The sequence below is a fragment of the Neobacillus sp. B24 genome (assembly GCF_055381825.1).
On record NZ_AP035777.1, the window covers coordinates 831,153 to 850,519 of the forward strand.

Here is a 19,367-nt window from a genome sequence, read left to right on the forward strand (position 1 = left end):
AACACAATGTTTATTTATTTTCCTTGTCCATATCCAAATGAAGACTACAGAAGTGTAATATTTCGTTATCACAATCGAGTTGGGAATATAGATATAAAAGAGACTAAAAAAGAGTTATTTGATATTGATTCGTCAAAGTTGGGACTTTTTCCAAGAAACATATCCCATCTGATAAAAAAACTATCTCAGGAAGCTGAGGTATTAAAAGATGGAATTCTTAGGTATACTTGGTATTCTTTATTTAAACCCTTCATTGAAGCTGATAGATTAGCAAAAGTAGAAGAAGATATATTATTTGGGAGATGTTCACAAAAGAATTATGTAGGTAAAATAGCTATTCAAAGACATACACCGGTATTGTCAAAAACTGTAAAGTATTGTATTGAGTGCATGATAGAAGATTATGAAAGAAACGGGGAAGTATTTGCACATTTAGATCACCAAGTTTATTTTCTAGATTTTTGCCCAATCCATCTAATTAAGTTAAATGAAAAATGCCCTGAATGTAATATGCCTTTCTCTAATACTTTGAGTGGAACCTTATCTATAAAGCCATGTTGTTCTAGCCCGAATTCTCAAAAGGTAGAAGTAAGCAAAATAAATAAGTTAAAGTTAAGGCTATTTAGTGAACTAAAATATTTTAAAAAACACGCAGGTAATATGGAATCCCATTTTTTATTTTCAAGAATTATCGCTATGATTGGAAAAAATGGTTATATAGATATAAGAGGATTTATTGATAGGAAAAGGTTAATTGATGATTTAACAAAATACTTTGGAAAAGAAACTCTTGAATCAGTAAGTATATATTCGGAATCTTTAACAAAGGAACATCTAGCTTATTTTATAAATCAGAAATATATGTCAAAATTTATTATTCTTTACCTCCTTGTAATATTATTTTTAGAAGGAACAGTAAAGAAATGGCTAGAGGAAGCTGAGTATTTTTCGATACCTATACCATTTGGAAACGGACCCTGGCCGTGTTACAATACCTTTTGTCCTTCATATCAGTTAAATTCAATAACTAAATGCAAACGAACTATTACAGGGAAAATTAATATTGGGAGGTTTACCTGCGATTTCTGTGGGTTTGTATACACGCGTAAACAACTTTTGGAAGGTAGTTTACCTGAACGTTTTCAATTAGAACGGTGGGGGTTTTTATTAAAAGAGAAAGTTAAAGAATTATACGATTCTGGAAATAAAATAAATGATATTGCTGCCCTTACAGGAACTCCTATACCTACAATAAAAAATTTCCTAAAGCTGTATAAAGAAAACGGAAAGTTTAAAGGAATTGACATAGAAAGTAACGATACAGTAGATGAACTGTTAATTGGGTTTAATGAGGTTGCAGCTTCTTTTGATCAAATTCAAAAAGAATCATATAAAGAAAAAATAAGCATTCTAGTGACGTCTCAGAAAGACCTAACAAGGAGCAAATTAAAAAAAACTGCTCCAACCGAATATGCGTGGATATTAAAAAATGATAGGAAATGGTTAGATGAAATCCTTCCACCATTAAAAATACAAACACTAGACTACTGTTCAATGGATGTCGATTTAAGGTAAGCGTAAAATAATCCCCACCTGTGAACCAGGCGGGGATCGCGTTATTATTTAGGTAAGTTTTTAAAATCTCTACAAACAATTGGAAGTGTTGTTGACCAAGGCAGCACTTTATCCAGGGCATTTTTATCTGTTAGATCAATGTTGGGTAACCTCCCAAAAAGAAAGCGAAGATAACAATATGGATTTAACCCATTTTCCTTTGCTGTCTCCACAATACTATAAATAATTGCACTAGCCCTTGCACCTCTCGGTGTATTTGAGAATAAGAAGTTTTTTCTTCCAATCACAAAGGGCTTGATTGAACGCTCACTTCGATTATTATCAATCTCCAAACGTCCATCCTCTAGGTATGCCACTAATTTATCCCATTGATTAAGACAGTAAGTTACCGCCTGACCTAAAGCACTTTTTGGTAACGCTTGTTGCTGCTGTATTTTTAGCCATGACAAAAAAGCATCCAAGACCGGCTTGCTGCGTTCTAAACGTTTTTCGTATCGTTCTGCATGGGATAATTCTTTTAGATCACGCTCAATGCGATATAGTTGGTTACAGTATTGGAGACCTTCTATTGCTGCTGCTCCTGATGTCAGACGCTTTGAAGAAGGCAATACTTTTAAAGCCTCATCAAATTTACGTCGAGCATGGGCCATGCAACCGACTAGTTTTACATTAGGTACCTTATGGTACCCGGCGTATCCATCAACCTGTAAATATCCTTTAAACCCTGACAGGAATTTCTCGGCATTTTTACCTGACCTAGTTTCCTGATAATCGTAAAGGATGATTGAAGGTCCTTCCTTTCCAGTGCGGTAGAGCCAGAGATATGATTTTGACGTGGCTGGCCGACCGGGTTCGTGAAGTACCTGCAGAGTCGATTCGTCCGCATGCAAAATATCCTTTTCCAAAAGAAGTTGATGCATGCGATCATAAAGTGGACTCAACCACCGGCTGGCCCCGTGAATCATCCAATTGGCAAGAGTTTGGCGTGATAACGGTACCCCCAATCTGGAAAATTGCTTTTCTTGGCGATATAATGGCAGCCCATCCACATATTTTTGATTCATAATATGTGCCATTAGAGATGGAGATGCTAAACTTCCCGAATGAACCGGTCTAGGCATTGGTGCTGTTACAATCGGAGTTTCCAATTCCTCTCGCTCACAATGGCGACAAGAATAAATGTGTTGAATATGCTTGACCACTTTCAATTCCGCAGGAATGTATTTCAGTTCCTGGCGTACTTGCGTACTCATTTCATGTAGGTTTCCACCACAACACGAACAAACCTGCTCTTCAGGGGATAGACGATAGTCAATCGTCTCCACAGGCAAGTTTTCTAACATCATTTCACGTTGGCCGCTAACTTTGCGGCGCCGTTGATAGGTAATGGAGTCCAAAGTAGGTTCTGGCAAATCTGGATTGGCTTCTTTTTCGACTTCATTGAAAAGTTCCAATTGATCGGGGTTAGTTCTTTCGCTGGAAAAGCCGAATCTATTTTTCTGCAGAAGGCGAAGCTGTTCTTCAGTCCATTTTAATTTTGCCTCTAACGAGCTCTGCTTTTTTAGCTTCGCCTCTAATTCTGCATTTTGCTTCTCCAGCATTTCCAAGCGTTGCAGAAGTTCTTCAATTGTAGGGGTTGGGGTAGTAGAATTCACTGTCTTTTTCATAAATTTATTATACGACAAAATGGGCGAATTCCCTGATTTTTCATTATTTAAATTACTGTTCTTGCCGTTACAACAGGGTGAGCATGTTTTTGTTCCAATGATAATCCATCGAGGAGCCACCGCAATTGTCGAGGACTAATTTTCAAAGGAGCTGTACTATTACTTTCAGATGGCCAATGAAAATTTCCTCTCTCCAGCCGGCGATAATAAAGCCAAAAGCCGTTATGCTCCCACTGAAGAATTTTTAACTTGTCCCGCTGCCGGTTACAAAAAACAAATAGACTTGAAGAAAAGGGATCTAGTTCGAATTCTTCTTTTACAAGTGCAGCCAATCCATCGATAGATTTCCGTAAATCTGTGCTACCTCGTGCGAGGTAGACACGATCTACCGTAACTTCTTTTAACATACTGATTTCAATGCCTTTACTACTTCCGCCAGTAGTTTTGGATTGAAGCCAGGTTTAACCTCGATGGATGCTGAACCAACTTTAATATTTAATGTTTCATTTTGTTGCTCATCAGATTCTTCTAATGCTATCGGTATCCACTTGTTATTGGATTTTTGGCTTGAATCAGAACTATCGATTTTATAAAGCCAATACTTTAACTGATGAATACTTATTTCATTGATTTCACACCATTTGGATTGGGTTAGACCACTCGTCTTGTAAAGGGCGATCCTCCGCTCCCATTCTTTATACAATTCTAGATTATTTCTCTTGGACATAGAAAACCTCCTCAAACCTTGATTTGAAGAGATTATCTCACAGGTACTATATATGTTAATAGGTGGATTCTATTTGACGCTTACGATTTAAGGTTGCAAGTTAGAAAGGCCGCAAAGATGTTATTAGCGTCTAATCCGCCAACACGAATTAAACAATATTCAATTTTAAATAAATTAAACGTTAAGGATAAACATCGGATACTAAGCCATAAAGAGAAACTTCCGTTAACCGTAGCCGAATTAAACTCTCACATTGAAAGTATAGAAGACTATCAAGTTAGACATATACCGTCACTTTTCTCTCAACTTAAAGCAAGCGGATATGTTAATGTTACGGTGGAAAGCATTCTTGCATTTCGGAGATCATATAGAAGTTGTTCTGAAGAAACTAAACACAGAATAGAGAAGGTACTTAGTGAATTACAAGGTGAAGAATAAAATAATGAGGTTCTTAAAACCATAAAAATAGGGAAGGATATCAATAATTACTCTAGGAGTGATAATAATATGATATCCTTTCCTTTTCTTTATGAAGATGAATTATTATATAGTGCGTTTGCGAGATATCATCAATGCTCCGGTAATGAAAATCCAAAGCATTCGGTTGAGGATATATATGGTGTAAAAACTGTTTGTGCATCAACAACCATCCCAGCAAACTTACAAAAGTTGTGTCAAAGGCTACCTCAAACAAAAATAAATAATCCAAGTTTTTTTATTGATAAACATACAATGCTGCCTTACTACGCCCCATTTCTCCAAAAAGATAGGTATCGAGAGCTGGAAAGGGTAATGAGTGAAGATAATGGAATATCCATTTTTATGAAGTTGGGGAGGGTTGCAAGTACTATCAAGAGTAATGAGTATCTTAAATATTGTTATAAGTGTGTTACTGAAGAAATAAAAACTAACGGAGAGGCATTTTGGCATAGGACACATCAAGGTGAAGGCGTGAAAATATGCCCCAAACATAAAACATGGTTAATAGATTCCGTTGTTAGGTATTCTGAAAGAAAACATAAACAGGAGTTCGTCCCAATTGAATTAGGATTGAATGTGAGGGAATCCATTAACGATGTAATACAAATAATGCATATGAACATTATTTATTTATTGCTGAACAGACATATTACCTACTAAATAACAAAATTGAACCTTTGGAATTAAAAAAATTACAGAAATATTACGTAGCAAAAGTGCAGGAAATGGGGATGACGTCTGTACAAGGAAGGATTAGATGGAAGGAGTTAATCAGTTCGTTCAGCAAATACTATGGAGAAGAGTTACTTCAAAGTTTAAGCTGTTATGTTGAATCGGGAGAGGATACGTGGCTACATAAGTTATTAAGAAAACCTGAAATATGTTGTCATCCTTTAAGACATATTTTATTCTTGGGCTTCTTAGGGGAAACAGTTCCTAAAATGGTGAACCAAATAGAGACTGTCTCCTACAGCTCGTTTGGAGATGGACCTTGGATTTGCTTAAATAAAGCAGCGGAACATTTTCAAAAACCTGTCGTAACTTCATGTGACATTACCAGGGATTATAAAACAGGCCATCCTATCGGCACATTTTCTTGTTTGTGTGGATTTGTTTTTTCTAGAAAAGGGCCAGATAAAACAAATGAGGACAGATATAAAATTGGTCGGATAAAAGAATTTGGTAGAGTATGGGAAGATAAGTTAGCTGAGTTGGAACAAAAAAAATTATCTTTGCGGAAGATGGGAAAACTGTTAGGCGTGGATCCAAAGACAATAAAAAGAAAATTAATCAGAGAAGTTGATGAACAAATAAATATTAACTCAAATTATAATACCATTAAAATTAAGAACTACAGAAGAGAATGGGCGATACTTCTGAAAGACTACGTAGGTAAAACAATTACAGAGTTAAGAGCTATAAGTCCAAAACTTTACATCTGGTTATATCGTAATGATAGAGAGTGGTTAAAAAACAATTATCCATCCAATGAACAAAGGCTTAATTCAATAAATGGTGTCGTAAGGGTGGATTGGAATAATCGGGACGAAGAAATCGCAATGAAGGTAGAATCAATTGTTTATAACATTTTATCTGAAAATAATAAATTAACTAGAGTAACTAAAAATGAAATAGGTCGAAGACTAGGTAGGTTGGCGTGGTTTCTAAAATATATAAATCGGCTCCCTAAAACACTGGTAATTGTCAATAAAAGTATAGAAACGGTGGAAAAATTTCAGATAAGAAGAATCAAGAATGTAGTCAGGGAGTTAAGAAAAACTAATGCATCGATTAAAGAATGGCAAGTAATTCGTGCAGCAGGATTAAAAAAAGAGTTCGCAGAGAGTTTAAAAGAGGTAATTACCTATGAAATCCATAGTTACCCAACGAAAGAAGAGCATACGGATGTAGAGGATATTAGTGAATAATATCCTCTGTTTTTTTATGGACTTGTACAATTCCTTTTGATCCTAACTTAAGCATAATTTCTTGAGTTATCGGGTGCTAGAGTTTAAGAAGGATCGTAACTTAGCTACGTTTCTTTTTTCTTATTGAAGTAGCGGGCAGGAGAGTTCAACAAGGATTATAGATTCAGATGTTGAATTTATAAAAGAATCAAAGGCTGATTAAGGATGTGGAGGTAAGGGTGAGAAAAAATCTTGAAGAAAAAATATTTACACAAGGTTATCCTAATGCAAAAACAGCACCAATCGTTACACTAGAAGATTTCTTTGAAGGAAATACAGATGAATGCCCATTGGCTGTAATCTGTTAAAACACCCTGGGATTAGTACTTTTTATAAAACATCAGATGCAGAGTATTGGGCTTTTTCAGAAAGAGTTTATATATTAACAAACGCAGAAAAATCAACGGTAGAACAATGGGTTAATGTATTGGAACCTTCTGAAGTAGATGAAGGGTACGCTTTTGGTGTTCCTCCGATAGCACCCAAGTTAATCACTGATTATAAAGTTTTTTCAGTATGGTGGGACTAGAGTAATTTGTTCCTCAACTATTGGAGGCGATGAACCAAGAAGGATTGTCGCCTTCTTTTTAAATGTCATATTGAACAAACGGTCAGGTTAATTTAAGAAGGAAATGCTCTATCCAACGTCGAATATAATTGGCTAGACTCGGTACATGAGAAGATACCCATAATAGTTGATGAATATGTCATCAAAAAACCTATTATTTTAAGATGCTTTTGTTTTCTAACTTAAGGGGGACAAGTATGTCTAGAATACCAATTGGACCAGTTATTGAAGGTGTTAAAAAAACAGGAAAATTCGTTAAAGACAACAAAAAAGAGATTGCTGCATTGATAAGTGTTGTAGGTAGTATTGGAGGAGTAGCAAAAAAGTGGAAAAAAGAATCCAAAACAGACGAAAAATTGCATCCAAGGCATAATAGTTATTTACATTATAAAACTAAAATACTAACGGAATTGGATAGTCAAAATAGGAATGAACTTTTTCAATATATAGATGAAATCGAACAGTTTATCCAACAGATAAGACATGAGGAAAAAAAAGAAATTGGCGTAAAAAAGCCAATACATAAAAAAAGAATTAATAATTGGAATGATATACTTATTCAAATTAAAGATAAGATGTCTACAAAAGATTATCTTGAATTTATTAAAATTTATAACAACCCAAATTATCAAAGTGAATATTTTAAAGGTTTTGAGGGGTATGTCGAGAAATTCAAAAAACTCAATAATGTTGAAAATTATGATGACCTATTGAAATATATTGCAGAAATAACCAGTAGGAATATTGAAAAAATCAAGAAAGATTTTTTACTAAAAGACTAAAATATTACCCAAAATAATAAGCCAAAATGGTTAAAAAAAGGGCTGCTGCTTGATCCTTTTAATTTGTTAAAAGGGAAATACAATACAGTATAGGCATGCTTCTTGTATGAATTTTTTGAGCTTTCTCTGAGCAGAAAAGATAATGAAGGTTATAAAAAAAGTGTAATGTGCATATTAAAGTATCGGGTGCATAAGTTAAAGAAATGACCGCTGCGGCGGTCATTTTTTATTGAACTAATGGTGCAGTTTAATTCAAGAAGGATGTTACGCCCCCTTGGGTGAATTTTTAATTTATCCTAATTTAAAGAGAAGTGATCTATTTATGAAATATCAACAAAAGGATTTCACAGAAGAACTAAAGATAAAGATTAAGGATACTGAATCTGAATTAAAAGAACATATCGAAAAATTGTTAAAAGAGAATAAATCCGTTTTTTCAAAGAAGAGCCTAGAATTAGATGCTGATTTCGATAAGGAGGGTGATGACCCTTTTAAGCCAGGGTACAGTTCCTCAGTTGCAATTGGCATATCAGATAAAACTGACAAAAACGGTGAATTTATTGACTTGCATATAATAAAAATTTGGGAATGTGAACGGACTCTCTTAGGTATGCCGATTTCAAAAAACATCTCTGGAAGCAAGATAAACGGTGAACTACTTGATGAATCAGTGAAAGAAGTAAAAGAGGATTTGAAGGAATATATTGAAGAAATATTAAATGAAGTTTAAACGCTTTTCTTAAGCAAACAGGTGCAAGCATTTAACAAGGGGTTGCTGCGGCAACTCCTTTCTTTATTGAGCTAACGGGGCAGGTTACTTTAATAAGGGTTAAATTTAAATGGCTGTAAATTACTTTATGGAATATAATGTAAGGGAGAGGGGTGTTTTAATTTGACTGCAATTTGGTTCTTTATTATTTTTATTCTCGGTATTTTGGGATTTGCTTTAATAATCGACTTCAAACGAAAGAAAAACAATAATAACCCTCATATTCCAACCAATCCAAATGCTAAGCCTGGGGACAGTTCAAACTATTTGATGGGAGATAATAGATACACTGGTGGAGGGCAATAGTAACTGAATCCTTATTGAAGTGACGGGTGCAAGAGTTCAAAGGGCTGCGGTGGCGGCTCTTTTTCTTGTTCCGCTACGGGGCGGTTTAGTTGAATAAGAATACGTATTTGACACATATTATTCACTTGAGAATTCCGAGACATAATCAAAAAAAGAGGGAGATCCCTCTATGTTATCTTGAAAGTTGAAAAATGAATTGTTCTTTAAACTTTCGTTGGTCACTATTTTTATGTTTCCACGTTACAGATACCATTATTTCTATTGCCTTAGTATCTAAAGGAAAATTGGAATGATGAAATGAAGAACCTAAAGGCTTATCTTCGTCATATTCGACAGTAAACAGTTCATATAACGTTGATGCTGACTTAGGTATGACTTTAAAAGCCTCTATTCTTACTAATTCAATATTTTCGTCACCAATATTTTTAATGTCTAGGCTGTATACATTATACAACGAAGGTCTTGTAGACTTGTTGAGCTTTTGGTCGGGATGGTCTGGTTTCCCAACAGTTACTTTCCATTGTTTTGTTTCTAGTGTCCGAGGTAAGTTTTCCAAAACGTTAGCTTGTGAGTCCTTTGGTATTATCGTTGTAGTTACTATAAACAATAAAAGAAATAATCCCATTTTTTTCACTTTATCACATCCTTTTTTAAGATTAGTTTGGTATTGTTTAATCGATTCATTCAAACAAAATAGTAATGAATAACACGAGAATATTCTGTACTTCTTGTTCAACTAACAGGGAGTTTAGCACCATAGGTATAGTTATTATCGAAAAATTCAGTTAATATATAATGGAAGGGGGAATTATATTGAAATTAAATTATAAAAGGGCTTTAGGCTATTTAGCATATTCGGTTGGCTTTATTTTATTATTAGTAATAATCAGCAACATAAATTCACATTTTATTAAATTGGTTAATGAAACGTATCGAATCTATCCTTGGCAAATCCTTATTGTTTTGATGTACTTCCCAATAGGTATGTATCTTGGAGTTCCCAATATCTTAAAAGAATTTAATAAAACGGGTCGATGGAGAATTAATTACTATAAGATTGCACTTGTAGCTTTACCAATGATTTATTTTTCGTTTTATTGGTTTTTCCCCTTTTCGTATCCGATTCCCAATATTCTTTCCTACACAAAAACAGCATTTAGTTTTGGTACTATAATAGCTGGATTCTTTATTATTAATAGCTTTACAAAAGAATAGAGGTTATTAAAGGGGGCATTACTGGAAAAACGGTAATGCTTTTTCTTATTTAAGTAACGGTTAATTGAATAAAAACTGTAACATTCATCTGGTTGATGCGTCTAATGTGAAAAGTAGATGCTGTTGTAATGAATACTATTAAAGGGGAATGTATCTTGAAAAAGAAATACAATTTGTTATTTATACTCTTCATAAGCAGTTTATTATTTGCTTGTAACACAGAAGATGTAAAAAGCATAGATGAACGTGAAGTATATGTAACTTTTAGAGGAACAATCGCAAAAATGATTACCGACGATCGTGCTATTGTTCATTGGGAGGAAGGCGGCAGAACGCATAGAATACTTGTTGACCTTTCAGTAAATAGTGCAGTAACCTTTCAGGTTGGGGATGAAGTAGAAGTTGGTTATGATGGTGAAATCAAAGAATCAGATCCTGCTCAAATTAATACTCTTTCCATTGAATTAGTTGATTAATACGTTAGTGGAAGCTCAAAAAGCTAAAATGTAATCACGATTTCAAAATGGAATTTCGGAATAATCCAATTAAAACCATACCTTTAATGATGTTAGTTTGTGAGAACTTACACTTAAACGGGTGCTTTTGTTCAATATCCTAAATTAATAAAAGGCTGAAAATATGCGGGTTTTTATTCATCCCTTGCATATTTTCAGCTTTTTCACATTCAAAAAACATACTGCCAAAAACAACATTATTTAATTGCCAAATACACCTTGTGAGCATCTTCTACATCATCTGGAATTAACTTTATATTCCTATGAACTGCTTTTATTAACTCAGGGATATCGAGGTCATCTAAATCCTTAACTTTCTCTTGAAGTATACTCCTTCTACTAAAAAAGTCACTTCTGATAAGGGCATCGCAAGGAGTAACTTGGAGAAAAGAGATTAGGAAATGGCCAATACGGGTCCTTTTTGTATTTACTATAATACTGAGTTGAATATTTCATTAAGAATTCGCAAAATTTTCTTAGGTAAATATAGGAAAATGGTGAGATTTGTCGAATTATAATATGTAAATCTACTTTAGGAGAAACGTTGTGGAAAAGATTGAAGAATTGATAAGGCGTGGATATGAATGTGAATATCTAGACTTTAAAGAAAAACAATATTCGAAGGACAAGCATATGGACCTAATTGCTGACATTATGGCAATGGCCAATTCTCGTCATGAAGGAGATAAATTCATTATTATTGGGGTTAAGGATAGACCAGAAGGAAAAGAAGTTAAGGGGATTACTCTTGATGAATTTGTTGATTCATCAAATTATACCCAGGTTATTTTGAGTAACATTGAACCCGATATTCAGTTTGATTATTTTAAATATGAATACGAAGGGACTTTTCTTGGAGTTTTTAGAATTTATAATACAAATAGTAAACCTTATATGCTTAAACGAAAATACAATAAATTAAATGAAGGTCTATGCTTAATTCGTAAGGGAAGTTCAAACTCTATAGCAAAGCGGAGTGATTTTGATTTTATATATCAAAATAAAGGGTTATTTGAAGTCAAATTACTTGAACAAACCCTTTATGGTGTACATGACTTGGATGGTTGTGCATCGATAGACGTACTATTAGCAAATACCACCGAGAACCCAATTACAATCACTGCAGGTTATATGAACATATACAATAAGGATGGTAGGAAATTATCTCACCATCCCGTATTTGGTATAGATAAAGTGATTGGAGCTGATTTTAAAATAGGAATACAGCCCAAATCAGAAATAGTTGGTCAATTATTTGTTGGTTTCAGTTCATCTGATCCTTTACGATTGGATATTGATGAATACGGTGTTGGAAACAAGGACTACCATTTCGAACTTTTTCTATTTGATGTGCGGGGTAATGAATACTCCACAGAAGTAGACCAAGGAAATTTATTTGTAAATGGTGATTTTCTTTGGAAAGTAAAAAAACAGAAGGGGATCCCTCATAAATTTCGGACGCATAAAATGAAATAATAATATCTGATTACAAAGTTCAAAAAAATGTTAAATATTATCTGAAAAAATAATATCAAATACTAAATCTTTAGTATTAAGAAGGGATAAGAGATGTATCTACATAGTTTAATATGTAATTGGAGGAAATTATGTATATATTACCAATAACAATAAGAAAAAGAAAAAGAATACTATAAATTGCTCATTCTTAGCGAATATGACCATAAGTTCGATAAACAATCCATAATTGAAAAATAATTTTGAAGGGTATTTCATAATTGTTTTTAAGGAAAAGGTGAAAACCAATGCAAAACGAACTTGTAAGATACTCGAGGGCTGGGGATATTTTCCATTATCGTTGGGCAGCCAGACGCTGTCTTAGACTAATATCTCCCAAATCGCCAATTCAATATATTGTAATTGAGGGCTCCAGGGAAAAGGAATTAGCTGGTGAATATGTAATTGATGTTGCAGAGTATTCAGTACCTCTTATGGGTGGATTTCAAGAAATTGCTTATTACCAATTGAAACATACTACTGTAAAGAAAGATGTCCCTTTTAATCTTAGTGATTTAAAAGAAACATTCGAAGGATTTTCCAAGAGATACCTTGATTGGATCAATAATCATCACAAAGCTCCTTCAGATTCACAAATTAACTTTACTATTGTTACCAATAGACCAATAAGCGAAAGTCTTAAAGACAATGTGGTAAAAATAGTTAATATGGAAAAGGTAAACTCACAATTTAGAGGAACTCTTGAAAAATACACCCAATTAAGCGGTGATAATTTAAAGGGTTTCTGTGCTTGTCTTAAATTTACAGATGGTGAGGGAGATTATAATGCTCAGAAGTATGAGCTTCACGCGGAAATATCACAAATACTCGCTGGAAGCGTTGATAGCCCAGAAATAGAAAATATAACTGCCTTAGTTCGTGATAAAGCTTTACCACATTCTAATGGTTTGATTGTACGGGAAGAGATACTGAAATACTTTGGAGTTACTTCAGAACACGATCTATTTCCTGCTCCACCCGAATTTGAAAAGTTGGAAAATGTTTTAAAACGGAATCAACACGAAAATTTATTGAAGAGTATTATTAATTCTGAAAATCCGTTAATTATCCATGCCCCTGGCGGAGTTGGAAAGACAGTTTTCGCCCGTCAAATAGTTCAATCCTTACAGATTGGCTCATTCGGTATTGTTTATGATTGTTTTGGAGGTGGTCGTTACCGGAATAGAAGTGAATTACGCCATCGGCATCGTGATGCACTTGTTCAGATAGCAAATGAAATGGCCTCTAAAGGCTTATGTGACCCGTTATTAATAAGATCCAGTTCATCTGAAGATGATATATTAAGAAAATTCTTAGATAGGCTCAAAACATCTGTTAAATCATTAAGGACCACAAATGCAGATGCAAATATTGTTATATTAATTGATGCAGCAGACAACGCTGAAATGGCCGCAATAGAATTTAATGATAATTGTTTTGTTCACGAACTACTTCGGGAAAATATAATTGATGGAGTTAAGATTGTAGCACTCTGTAGAACGGAACGAGTTCACCTTCTCCAACCACTAAGTAGTGTTAAACAAATTGAGTTAAAACCATTTTCTGTTGAAGAATCATTTAATCTATTAATTTCTAAGTATTATGAAGCTTCCATAGATGATGGATTAGAATTCAATAGACTTACCAATGGTAATCCACGTGTTCAAGCTAACGCTTTAAGCCTAAACAAAAATACAATCAATGAACTATTTATTAGCCTTAGTGGATTCGGAACTACAGTTGATGAACAAATTAAAGGACAGTTAAATTCAGCTGTTTCAAAAATAAAGGATAGACTAGCTTTTGATTATAAGAAGCAAGTTGATTCTATCTGTATTGGTCTTGCAACGTTGCCACCTTTTATTCCTCTGCGTGTACTATCTAAGGCAGCTGATGTTGAAGAATCCACAATAAAGAGTTTTGTAGCGGATATGGGGCGCCCACTGTGGGTCTCTGATACTTCAGTACAGTTCAGAGATGAACCTACTGAAACTTGGTTTCGTGAAACGTTTGCAGCCTCAAAAGATCAAATTCAATTTTATATAGAGCGTTTAAAGCCTTTAGCAAAGGAGTATACATATGTAGCTTCGACTTTGCCATCTTTACTCCTACAGGCAGAATTGTTTTCGGAACTTGTTGACCTTGCTTTATCAGATGATTTGCTACCAGATATAAATCCTATTGACGAGCGAAATGTTCGAGTTTATAGACTGCAATTTGCATTTAAAGCAAGTTTAAAACAAAGAAGTTACGCTAATGCAATAAAATTAGCATTACGTGCGGGTGAAGAGGTGGCTGGTGATAAACGCCAGTTAGAGCTATTAAGAAACAATATTGATTTGATAGCGCCGTTATTAGATGAAGAACGAGTGCAGGCGTTCGCATTTCGTCGTCAATTTAGTGGGGAATGGAATGGATCCGAGAATGTTTATTCAGCATCACTATTATCAAATGTAAAACAATTTAAAGGGGAAGCGAGAAATTATCTGCGTTCCGCACTTAACTGGCTTGATATATATTTTAAAGAGCGAGATAAAAGAAAAAAACTTGTAGACCAGCCCTTTCATCATGAGCAATTTAAACATAATGATATTGTAGAACTCGTGCATGCACATCTTAATTTATATGGAGTAAAAAAGGCTGTAGATTATCTTCTTCATTGGCGACCCGATAAGGTTATCTATCGTGTTTCAAGGGAATTGTTTAAACGGTTAGTAGATGCAGGAGATTTTGCTACTATAGCTGAAATTGCACAATTTGGGTTACGGAGCCAGTATTTGATAATAGCTTTAACTCATGAATTGATGGAGGTTGGGCATTTACCTAGTGCCGAAATACTGCGGACATGCCTGGAGCTCCTTACCATAAAACGTACTCGAATAGATAAACCTCAAGATACCTTCCAAGATACAACACTTTTATCTCTTATTTCGTTTTTGGAATCATGTGCAGCTAGAAGGCTACCAAAGGAAAAGATTTTAAGAGTATTAAAATATTATTATTCCGAGAGGGCTCCACGATCTATTACTAGTACTTTTCAACATAATGATCGTGATGTTTTTTTACGTGCTTTGGTATTAAAAAATGTGCTTTTAAATAAAAAGGAGTATGCTCTGGACGCACTGCTTCCAGAGGATATTCTAAAAGAGAAACATTATAAAAGTGACCAAAAAACTAAAGAATTTATGGAGATAATTGATGGTTTAACTCCTTGGTATTTAGTTCGACTCCGAAGCCTAATGGGTACTATAGTCAACTTTTTTAATGAGGTAAAGGATGCGGTAAATCGTTCAAAAACTGCACGCGCTAACCGTTGGAGAGATTATGACAGGCTACCCATGGAGATATCTAAAATTAACTCTGAAATTATGAAATTTCATAGATTTGTTGAGAGTACAGATGCGAAGAATTTTTATGAAAATTATGTGCATAACGATAAAAAACTATTAGTTCAAGATCGTTTGAAATTAGTTCGTTCTGCCTTTCGATTGAATCATCTTAATGGGATAAAGAGGGAGCTTGAGCAGGACGCTTTTAAGGTTATTAATTCCGCAACAGATGAGGGTCCAGAAATCAGAGCAAACTTGTATATTGATCTTGCTCGTGCGGTGGTCAATTTAAATCGGGATGATGCTGCCATTTACTTTAACTTTGCTATTGATGCCGTTTCAAAATTTGGAGATGAAATAGTTGAAAGATGGGAGGCTGTTGTTGCACTAGCAAACAAAAGAGAAAAAAATGAATCTGCACCTTATGAAATTGCCTATAGATTTATACGTTGTGCTGAGCTTATTGGTGAAAACGTAGATCGTGAAAAATATTGGAATAGGGATGAGGCAATACGTACCTGTGTTAGACTATCCCCTGTTTCCGCTTTAGCTGCTTTAAGTAGATGGCGTGACCGTGAAATAGGAAGTTTTAATCGTCAATTGGTTGCTTTGGCTAAAGAAATTTTATCAACTGGCCATCTAACACCGACAGTAGCTTGGTCTTTGTCTACCTTTATGGATGTTACGGAGGTAGCAGATTTTTCATTAAAATGTATAGAAAAGGAACAATTAAATGAACATAGAAAGAATATTTTAGATGCAGTAATAAAGGAACTCAGAATAAATGGAATTGATGGCCCAATTTGGAAGTTGCTTAGTGAAAAGGCCTTAAAGTTTTCTTTACAGAATAAACAATTGGATGAGGTTATAGCTCACGATAATTACGAAAACAAACATAGTTTATCTAAACAATCTCAAGAAACAAATACGTCATTCAATTTAGAATCTAAGGAAACAGTTAATTGGGAGCAACTATTAGGTGAATTAAGATTATATTCAAACGATGGTCTAAGGAAGGCCTTGGAACATTATGATGCAATACCAGGAATGTCCCGAAATAAAGTAAAGTTCTGGCAAGAAGTATACAACCAAATCCATGATAGTGATGCAGTCAAATTTTTATACACATTATTAAGCACTGACAATGCGGACATTTATGATGTTCAAGATGCTCTCTTGCAACTTCCGGACAACTGGTACAGTAAAATAAGTGTTAAAAATGAATGGCCTAAAATAATGGAAACCGTTGGGAGACGGTTTGCCAAAAATCTTGTTGAACGTGATATGGTAAGTTTTTTTACCAATAAATTTAGGGACAAAGCAGAAATTATTCCACATATTCAAAAAGGGATAATTCAAGGACTATCAAGTCTTGGTGCTTTGGTTAATGCTGAAGAATTTTTTAGTTTTGTGAGTATAGCATCAAAGCTTATTACTACACAAGAAGCAACAGAACTGCTTGAGTTTGCACTGCTTAGATTTGAAATGCACATTGTAGATGATTTTTCCGATGGGCCATGGTCAAATTTATTGTTGCCACCTAGCAATATTGACAATGCATTCGCTGGCTTTGTTTGGTCTGCCTTAGGATCACCACGACGTTCAACTCGATGGCGTGCTGCTCACTGTGTACGGAGACTTGCTGATGCACAGTGTGGAGATCAGATAGAAGCATTGATTAATTGGATGGAACGTGATGTTGTTGGACCCTTTGGTTGCCGAAAGTTTCCATTTTACAACTTACATGCAAGATTGTATCTATTAATTGCATTTGCACGAATCTCTATTCATAATCCACAAATTCTACTTCGATACAGTGATATCTTTTATAAATATGCCCTGGAGTCTATACCGCATATACTAATTCAAAAATATGCATCTATGATTGCTCTTAACTTAGAAAATGCATTTCCAGGCACTTATTCAAAAGAGGAAATTCAACTCCTTAATAAAGTTGGAATAAGCCAATATAGTATGATTAAGGTTGAAAATCGGTGGGAGAAGAAAGATAGTTACTGGCATGAAAATGGAAAAGTCAATCCAAATTTAAAGTTTCACCATGGATATGATTTTGATCGCTATTGGTTTGAGCCGCTAGGACATGTATTTGGGATTTCAGGTGAGCAAATAGAGGACCTTGCAACTGATGTTGTGCTTAATGAATGGAACATAGACAATGATGGAGGCTATCAAAATGATCCACGCCATGTTTTATGGAGATCCTCAAGTAAACAACAAGAAACCTATCATAGCCATGGTGGATACCCTCGTGTTGAGGATTATAGCTTTTATCTTTCTCTGCACGCTATGTTTGTTGTAGCTGCAAAACTACTCGGAAAAATGCCTGTAGTACAGGCGCGTGATTGGTACGAGGATGAGTGGAAAGAGTGGTTTTCTAGATACTTAATAACCCGAACCGACGGTTTATGGTTATACGATTGTAGGGCTGCTGTTCCTATAACACGAAGGAAGTGGGTTTTGGATACAAGAACTTCTGACTGGGGTTCCGAAATAAGCTCCATTGATTTTATTGAAGGACTCCTTGTTGATTTAAAGGGAGAAAAGATGCTAAATGTCTTTGGATTTTGGTCGGATAGTGACGAGGATAGGTTGGAAAGTTTTCATGTTACCAGTTCACTTGTTTCTAAAGAGACTTCTCAATCACTTCTTAACGCATTAAGTACATGTTCAGACCCACGTGATTTTAAATTACCTGAATATGATGAAAGTGATATGGAATTAAATAATTTTCCTTTTGTGCTAAAGGGTTGGGTATTACAAGATGAAGTGTATAAATACTTTGATGAATATGACCCATACTCTGCCAAATTAAATTATCCACCATTTAAAGTTGGACAATCAATCGCTGAGAAAATGAGGTTATCAGTAGATGAAAAGGGTCCTGTATGGTTTTTACCTGGGGAAGAATGTGGATCGGTTTATTGTGAACTTTGGAGTACCATGAACGATAGTGATGACGAAGAACCAACCCGATACGGTAATAGACTAACTGCATCGCCTTCCTTTTTGAAAAAACTCTGTTTAGAATTTGAAAGTGAACTAATTATTGAAGTCCAAATTCGTAGACGTTTTAGACAGAAGTCATATATGAGGAGTGATGAGACAGATGGATATAAACCACCAATTAGCAAAATATTTGTCCTCTCAGCAGATGGAAGACTCAGAGATACAGAAACGTATTATGAACTTAGGTAAAGCACTGGTCAGGGAACTGAATTTGGAGTCTAGTGTAGATACCCTTGCTAGATGGATGGCACACTACATTTCAGAGCAAATTGAATTTGCTGAACACACTACTGGCATTGAAAAAAAGGAATCTGAGAAGCGTTGTTTTGAAACAATTTTAAAATTGTGGGAACATAGATCACATATGCCAAAGGGCCTACGACCGTTTGAGAATTTTGAACCTATACTAAGGGTACTTAAGCGACTAGATCCAGAAAATGAACGTTACTTTTTTTTCGAAGACAGACATAATGAATCTGAAAATATTCCTTGTGAAGTCCAAAAGTGGCTGGATATTGCTCGTGGGATTGATGAGGCAGCGAGGGTATGGCTTGAATATGTATTTAAACGGGCAGCAGAGAGTTCAACGGATGAAAACACATTTGATTGGTTAAAGAATTCTGCTGTTTTCGATAATAGTGAGGAAATCTCAATAATTAAGGATTTACTTAATGATAATGAGATTGAAGAAACCGCTGAGCAGTTAAAACAAATGGATCGAGAAAAGATTATATCGAGTATTAAAAAGCTTGAAAGATTTGCTGAATTGAATCAATTTTTGCTTTCAGTGTATAAAAATGAGATTAATAAAATTAGTTAACAAAATCACAAAAATAAAAAGAATTGGGAATATACATTAGTTTCTCGATTCTTTTTATTTTTTCAATAATTTATTGTTTTTCAACTTTCCATTTCATAAGGAAAA

General features: G+C 34.7%; 16 protein-coding genes. 12 read left to right on the forward strand and 4 right to left on the reverse strand.

Annotation, left to right across the window (positions count from 1 at the left end; translation table 11 throughout):
* The first annotated feature begins 6 nt into the window (after positions 1–6).
* Positions 7–1,575, forward strand: a complete 1,569-nt coding sequence (locus tag ACZ43M_RS03980) for a TnsD family Tn7-like transposition protein (protein ID WP_464506150.1) — start codon at positions 7–9, stop codon at positions 1,573–1,575.
* A 44-nt stretch (positions 1,576–1,619) separates the two neighbouring features.
* Here the strand turns inward: ACZ43M_RS03980 and tnpC are convergent, their stop codons facing one another.
* Genes tnpC through tnpA form a run of 3 tightly spaced genes read right to left on the reverse strand, consistent with a single transcriptional unit; the run spans position 1,620 to position 3,969 of the window.
* The gene (gene tnpC / locus ACZ43M_RS03985) at positions 1,620–3,242 is read right to left on the reverse strand and encodes an IS66 family transposase (protein ID WP_464507943.1); all 1,623 of its coding nucleotides are present in this window, start codon (positions 3,240–3,242) and stop codon (positions 1,620–1,622) included.
* Between the two features lie 47 nt (positions 3,243–3,289).
* The gene (gene tnpB / locus ACZ43M_RS03990; RefSeq protein WP_464503325.1) at positions 3,290–3,649 is read right to left on the reverse strand and encodes an IS66 family insertion sequence element accessory protein TnpB; all 360 of its coding nucleotides are present in this window, start codon (positions 3,647–3,649) and stop codon (positions 3,290–3,292) included.
* The gene (gene tnpA / locus ACZ43M_RS03995; protein ID WP_464503324.1) at positions 3,643–3,969 is read right to left on the reverse strand and encodes an IS66 family insertion sequence element accessory protein TnpA; all 327 of its coding nucleotides are present in this window, start codon (positions 3,967–3,969) and stop codon (positions 3,643–3,645) included. The genes tnpB and tnpA overlap by 7 nt, the downstream gene beginning before the upstream one ends.
* A gap of 507 nt (positions 3,970–4,476) precedes the next feature.
* Here tnpA and ACZ43M_RS04000 point away from each other — a divergent pair.
* The 6 genes from ACZ43M_RS04000 (at position 4,477) to ACZ43M_RS04025 (ending at position 8,841) form a co-directional block, all read left to right on the forward strand.
* Entirely contained in the window at positions 4,477–5,109 is a 633-nt protein-coding gene (locus tag ACZ43M_RS04000; protein ID WP_464506151.1) for a TniQ family protein, read from the forward strand.
* 17 nt (positions 5,110–5,126) lie between these two features.
* Positions 5,127–6,377 (forward strand): TnsD family Tn7-like transposition protein, encoded by a 1,251-nt coding sequence (locus ACZ43M_RS04005; RefSeq protein WP_464506152.1) that lies wholly within the window; start codon positions 5,127–5,129, stop codon positions 6,375–6,377.
* A gap of 218 nt (positions 6,378–6,595) precedes the next feature.
* Complete coding sequence (locus tag ACZ43M_RS04010) at positions 6,596–6,724, forward strand: hypothetical protein (protein ID WP_464506153.1); 129 nt, start codon at positions 6,596–6,598, stop codon at positions 6,722–6,724.
* Positions 6,725–7,181: 457 nt separating this feature from the next.
* Entirely contained in the window at positions 7,182–7,766 is a 585-nt protein-coding gene (locus tag ACZ43M_RS04015; protein ID WP_464506154.1) for a hypothetical protein, read from the forward strand.
* A 274-nt stretch (positions 7,767–8,040) separates the two neighbouring features.
* Positions 8,041–8,496 (forward strand): hypothetical protein, encoded by a 456-nt coding sequence (locus ACZ43M_RS04020; RefSeq protein WP_464506155.1) that lies wholly within the window; start codon positions 8,041–8,043, stop codon positions 8,494–8,496.
* A 162-nt stretch (positions 8,497–8,658) separates the two neighbouring features.
* Entirely contained in the window at positions 8,659–8,841 is a 183-nt protein-coding gene (locus ACZ43M_RS04025; protein WP_464506156.1) for a hypothetical protein, read from the forward strand.
* A 172-nt stretch (positions 8,842–9,013) separates the two neighbouring features.
* Here the strand turns inward: ACZ43M_RS04025 and ACZ43M_RS04030 are convergent, their stop codons facing one another.
* Positions 9,014–9,475 carry a hypothetical protein gene (locus ACZ43M_RS04030; RefSeq protein ID WP_464506157.1) on the reverse strand — a complete coding sequence of 154 codons (462 nt, stop codon included), beginning with the start codon at positions 9,473–9,475 and terminating at the stop codon, positions 9,014–9,016.
* A gap of 179 nt (positions 9,476–9,654) precedes the next feature.
* Between ACZ43M_RS04030 and ACZ43M_RS04035 the strand changes: the two genes are divergently transcribed.
* The 5 genes from ACZ43M_RS04035 to ACZ43M_RS04055 all read left to right on the forward strand — a co-directional run bounded on the left by ACZ43M_RS04035 (position 9,655) and on the right by ACZ43M_RS04055 (position 19,262).
* Positions 9,655–10,056 carry a hypothetical protein gene (locus ACZ43M_RS04035; RefSeq protein ID WP_464506158.1) on the forward strand — a complete coding sequence of 134 codons (402 nt, stop codon included), beginning with the start codon at positions 9,655–9,657 and terminating at the stop codon, positions 10,054–10,056.
* A gap of 155 nt (positions 10,057–10,211) precedes the next feature.
* Entirely contained in the window at positions 10,212–10,532 is a 321-nt protein-coding gene (locus ACZ43M_RS04040) for a DUF3221 domain-containing protein (protein ID WP_464506159.1), read from the forward strand.
* 585 nt (positions 10,533–11,117) lie between these two features.
* The gene (locus tag ACZ43M_RS04045) at positions 11,118–12,047 is read left to right on the forward strand and encodes an AlbA family DNA-binding domain-containing protein (protein WP_464506160.1); all 930 of its coding nucleotides are present in this window, start codon (positions 11,118–11,120) and stop codon (positions 12,045–12,047) included.
* Between the two features lie 287 nt (positions 12,048–12,334).
* Complete coding sequence (locus ACZ43M_RS04050) at positions 12,335–18,631, forward strand: P-loop domain-containing protein (RefSeq protein ID WP_464506161.1); 6,297 nt, start codon at positions 12,335–12,337, stop codon at positions 18,629–18,631.
* Complete coding sequence (locus tag ACZ43M_RS04055) at positions 18,543–19,262, forward strand: hypothetical protein (protein ID WP_464506162.1); 720 nt, start codon at positions 18,543–18,545, stop codon at positions 19,260–19,262. Before ACZ43M_RS04050 ends, ACZ43M_RS04055 begins: the two co-directional genes overlap by 89 nt.
* Positions 19,263–19,367: the final 105 nt, after the last annotated feature.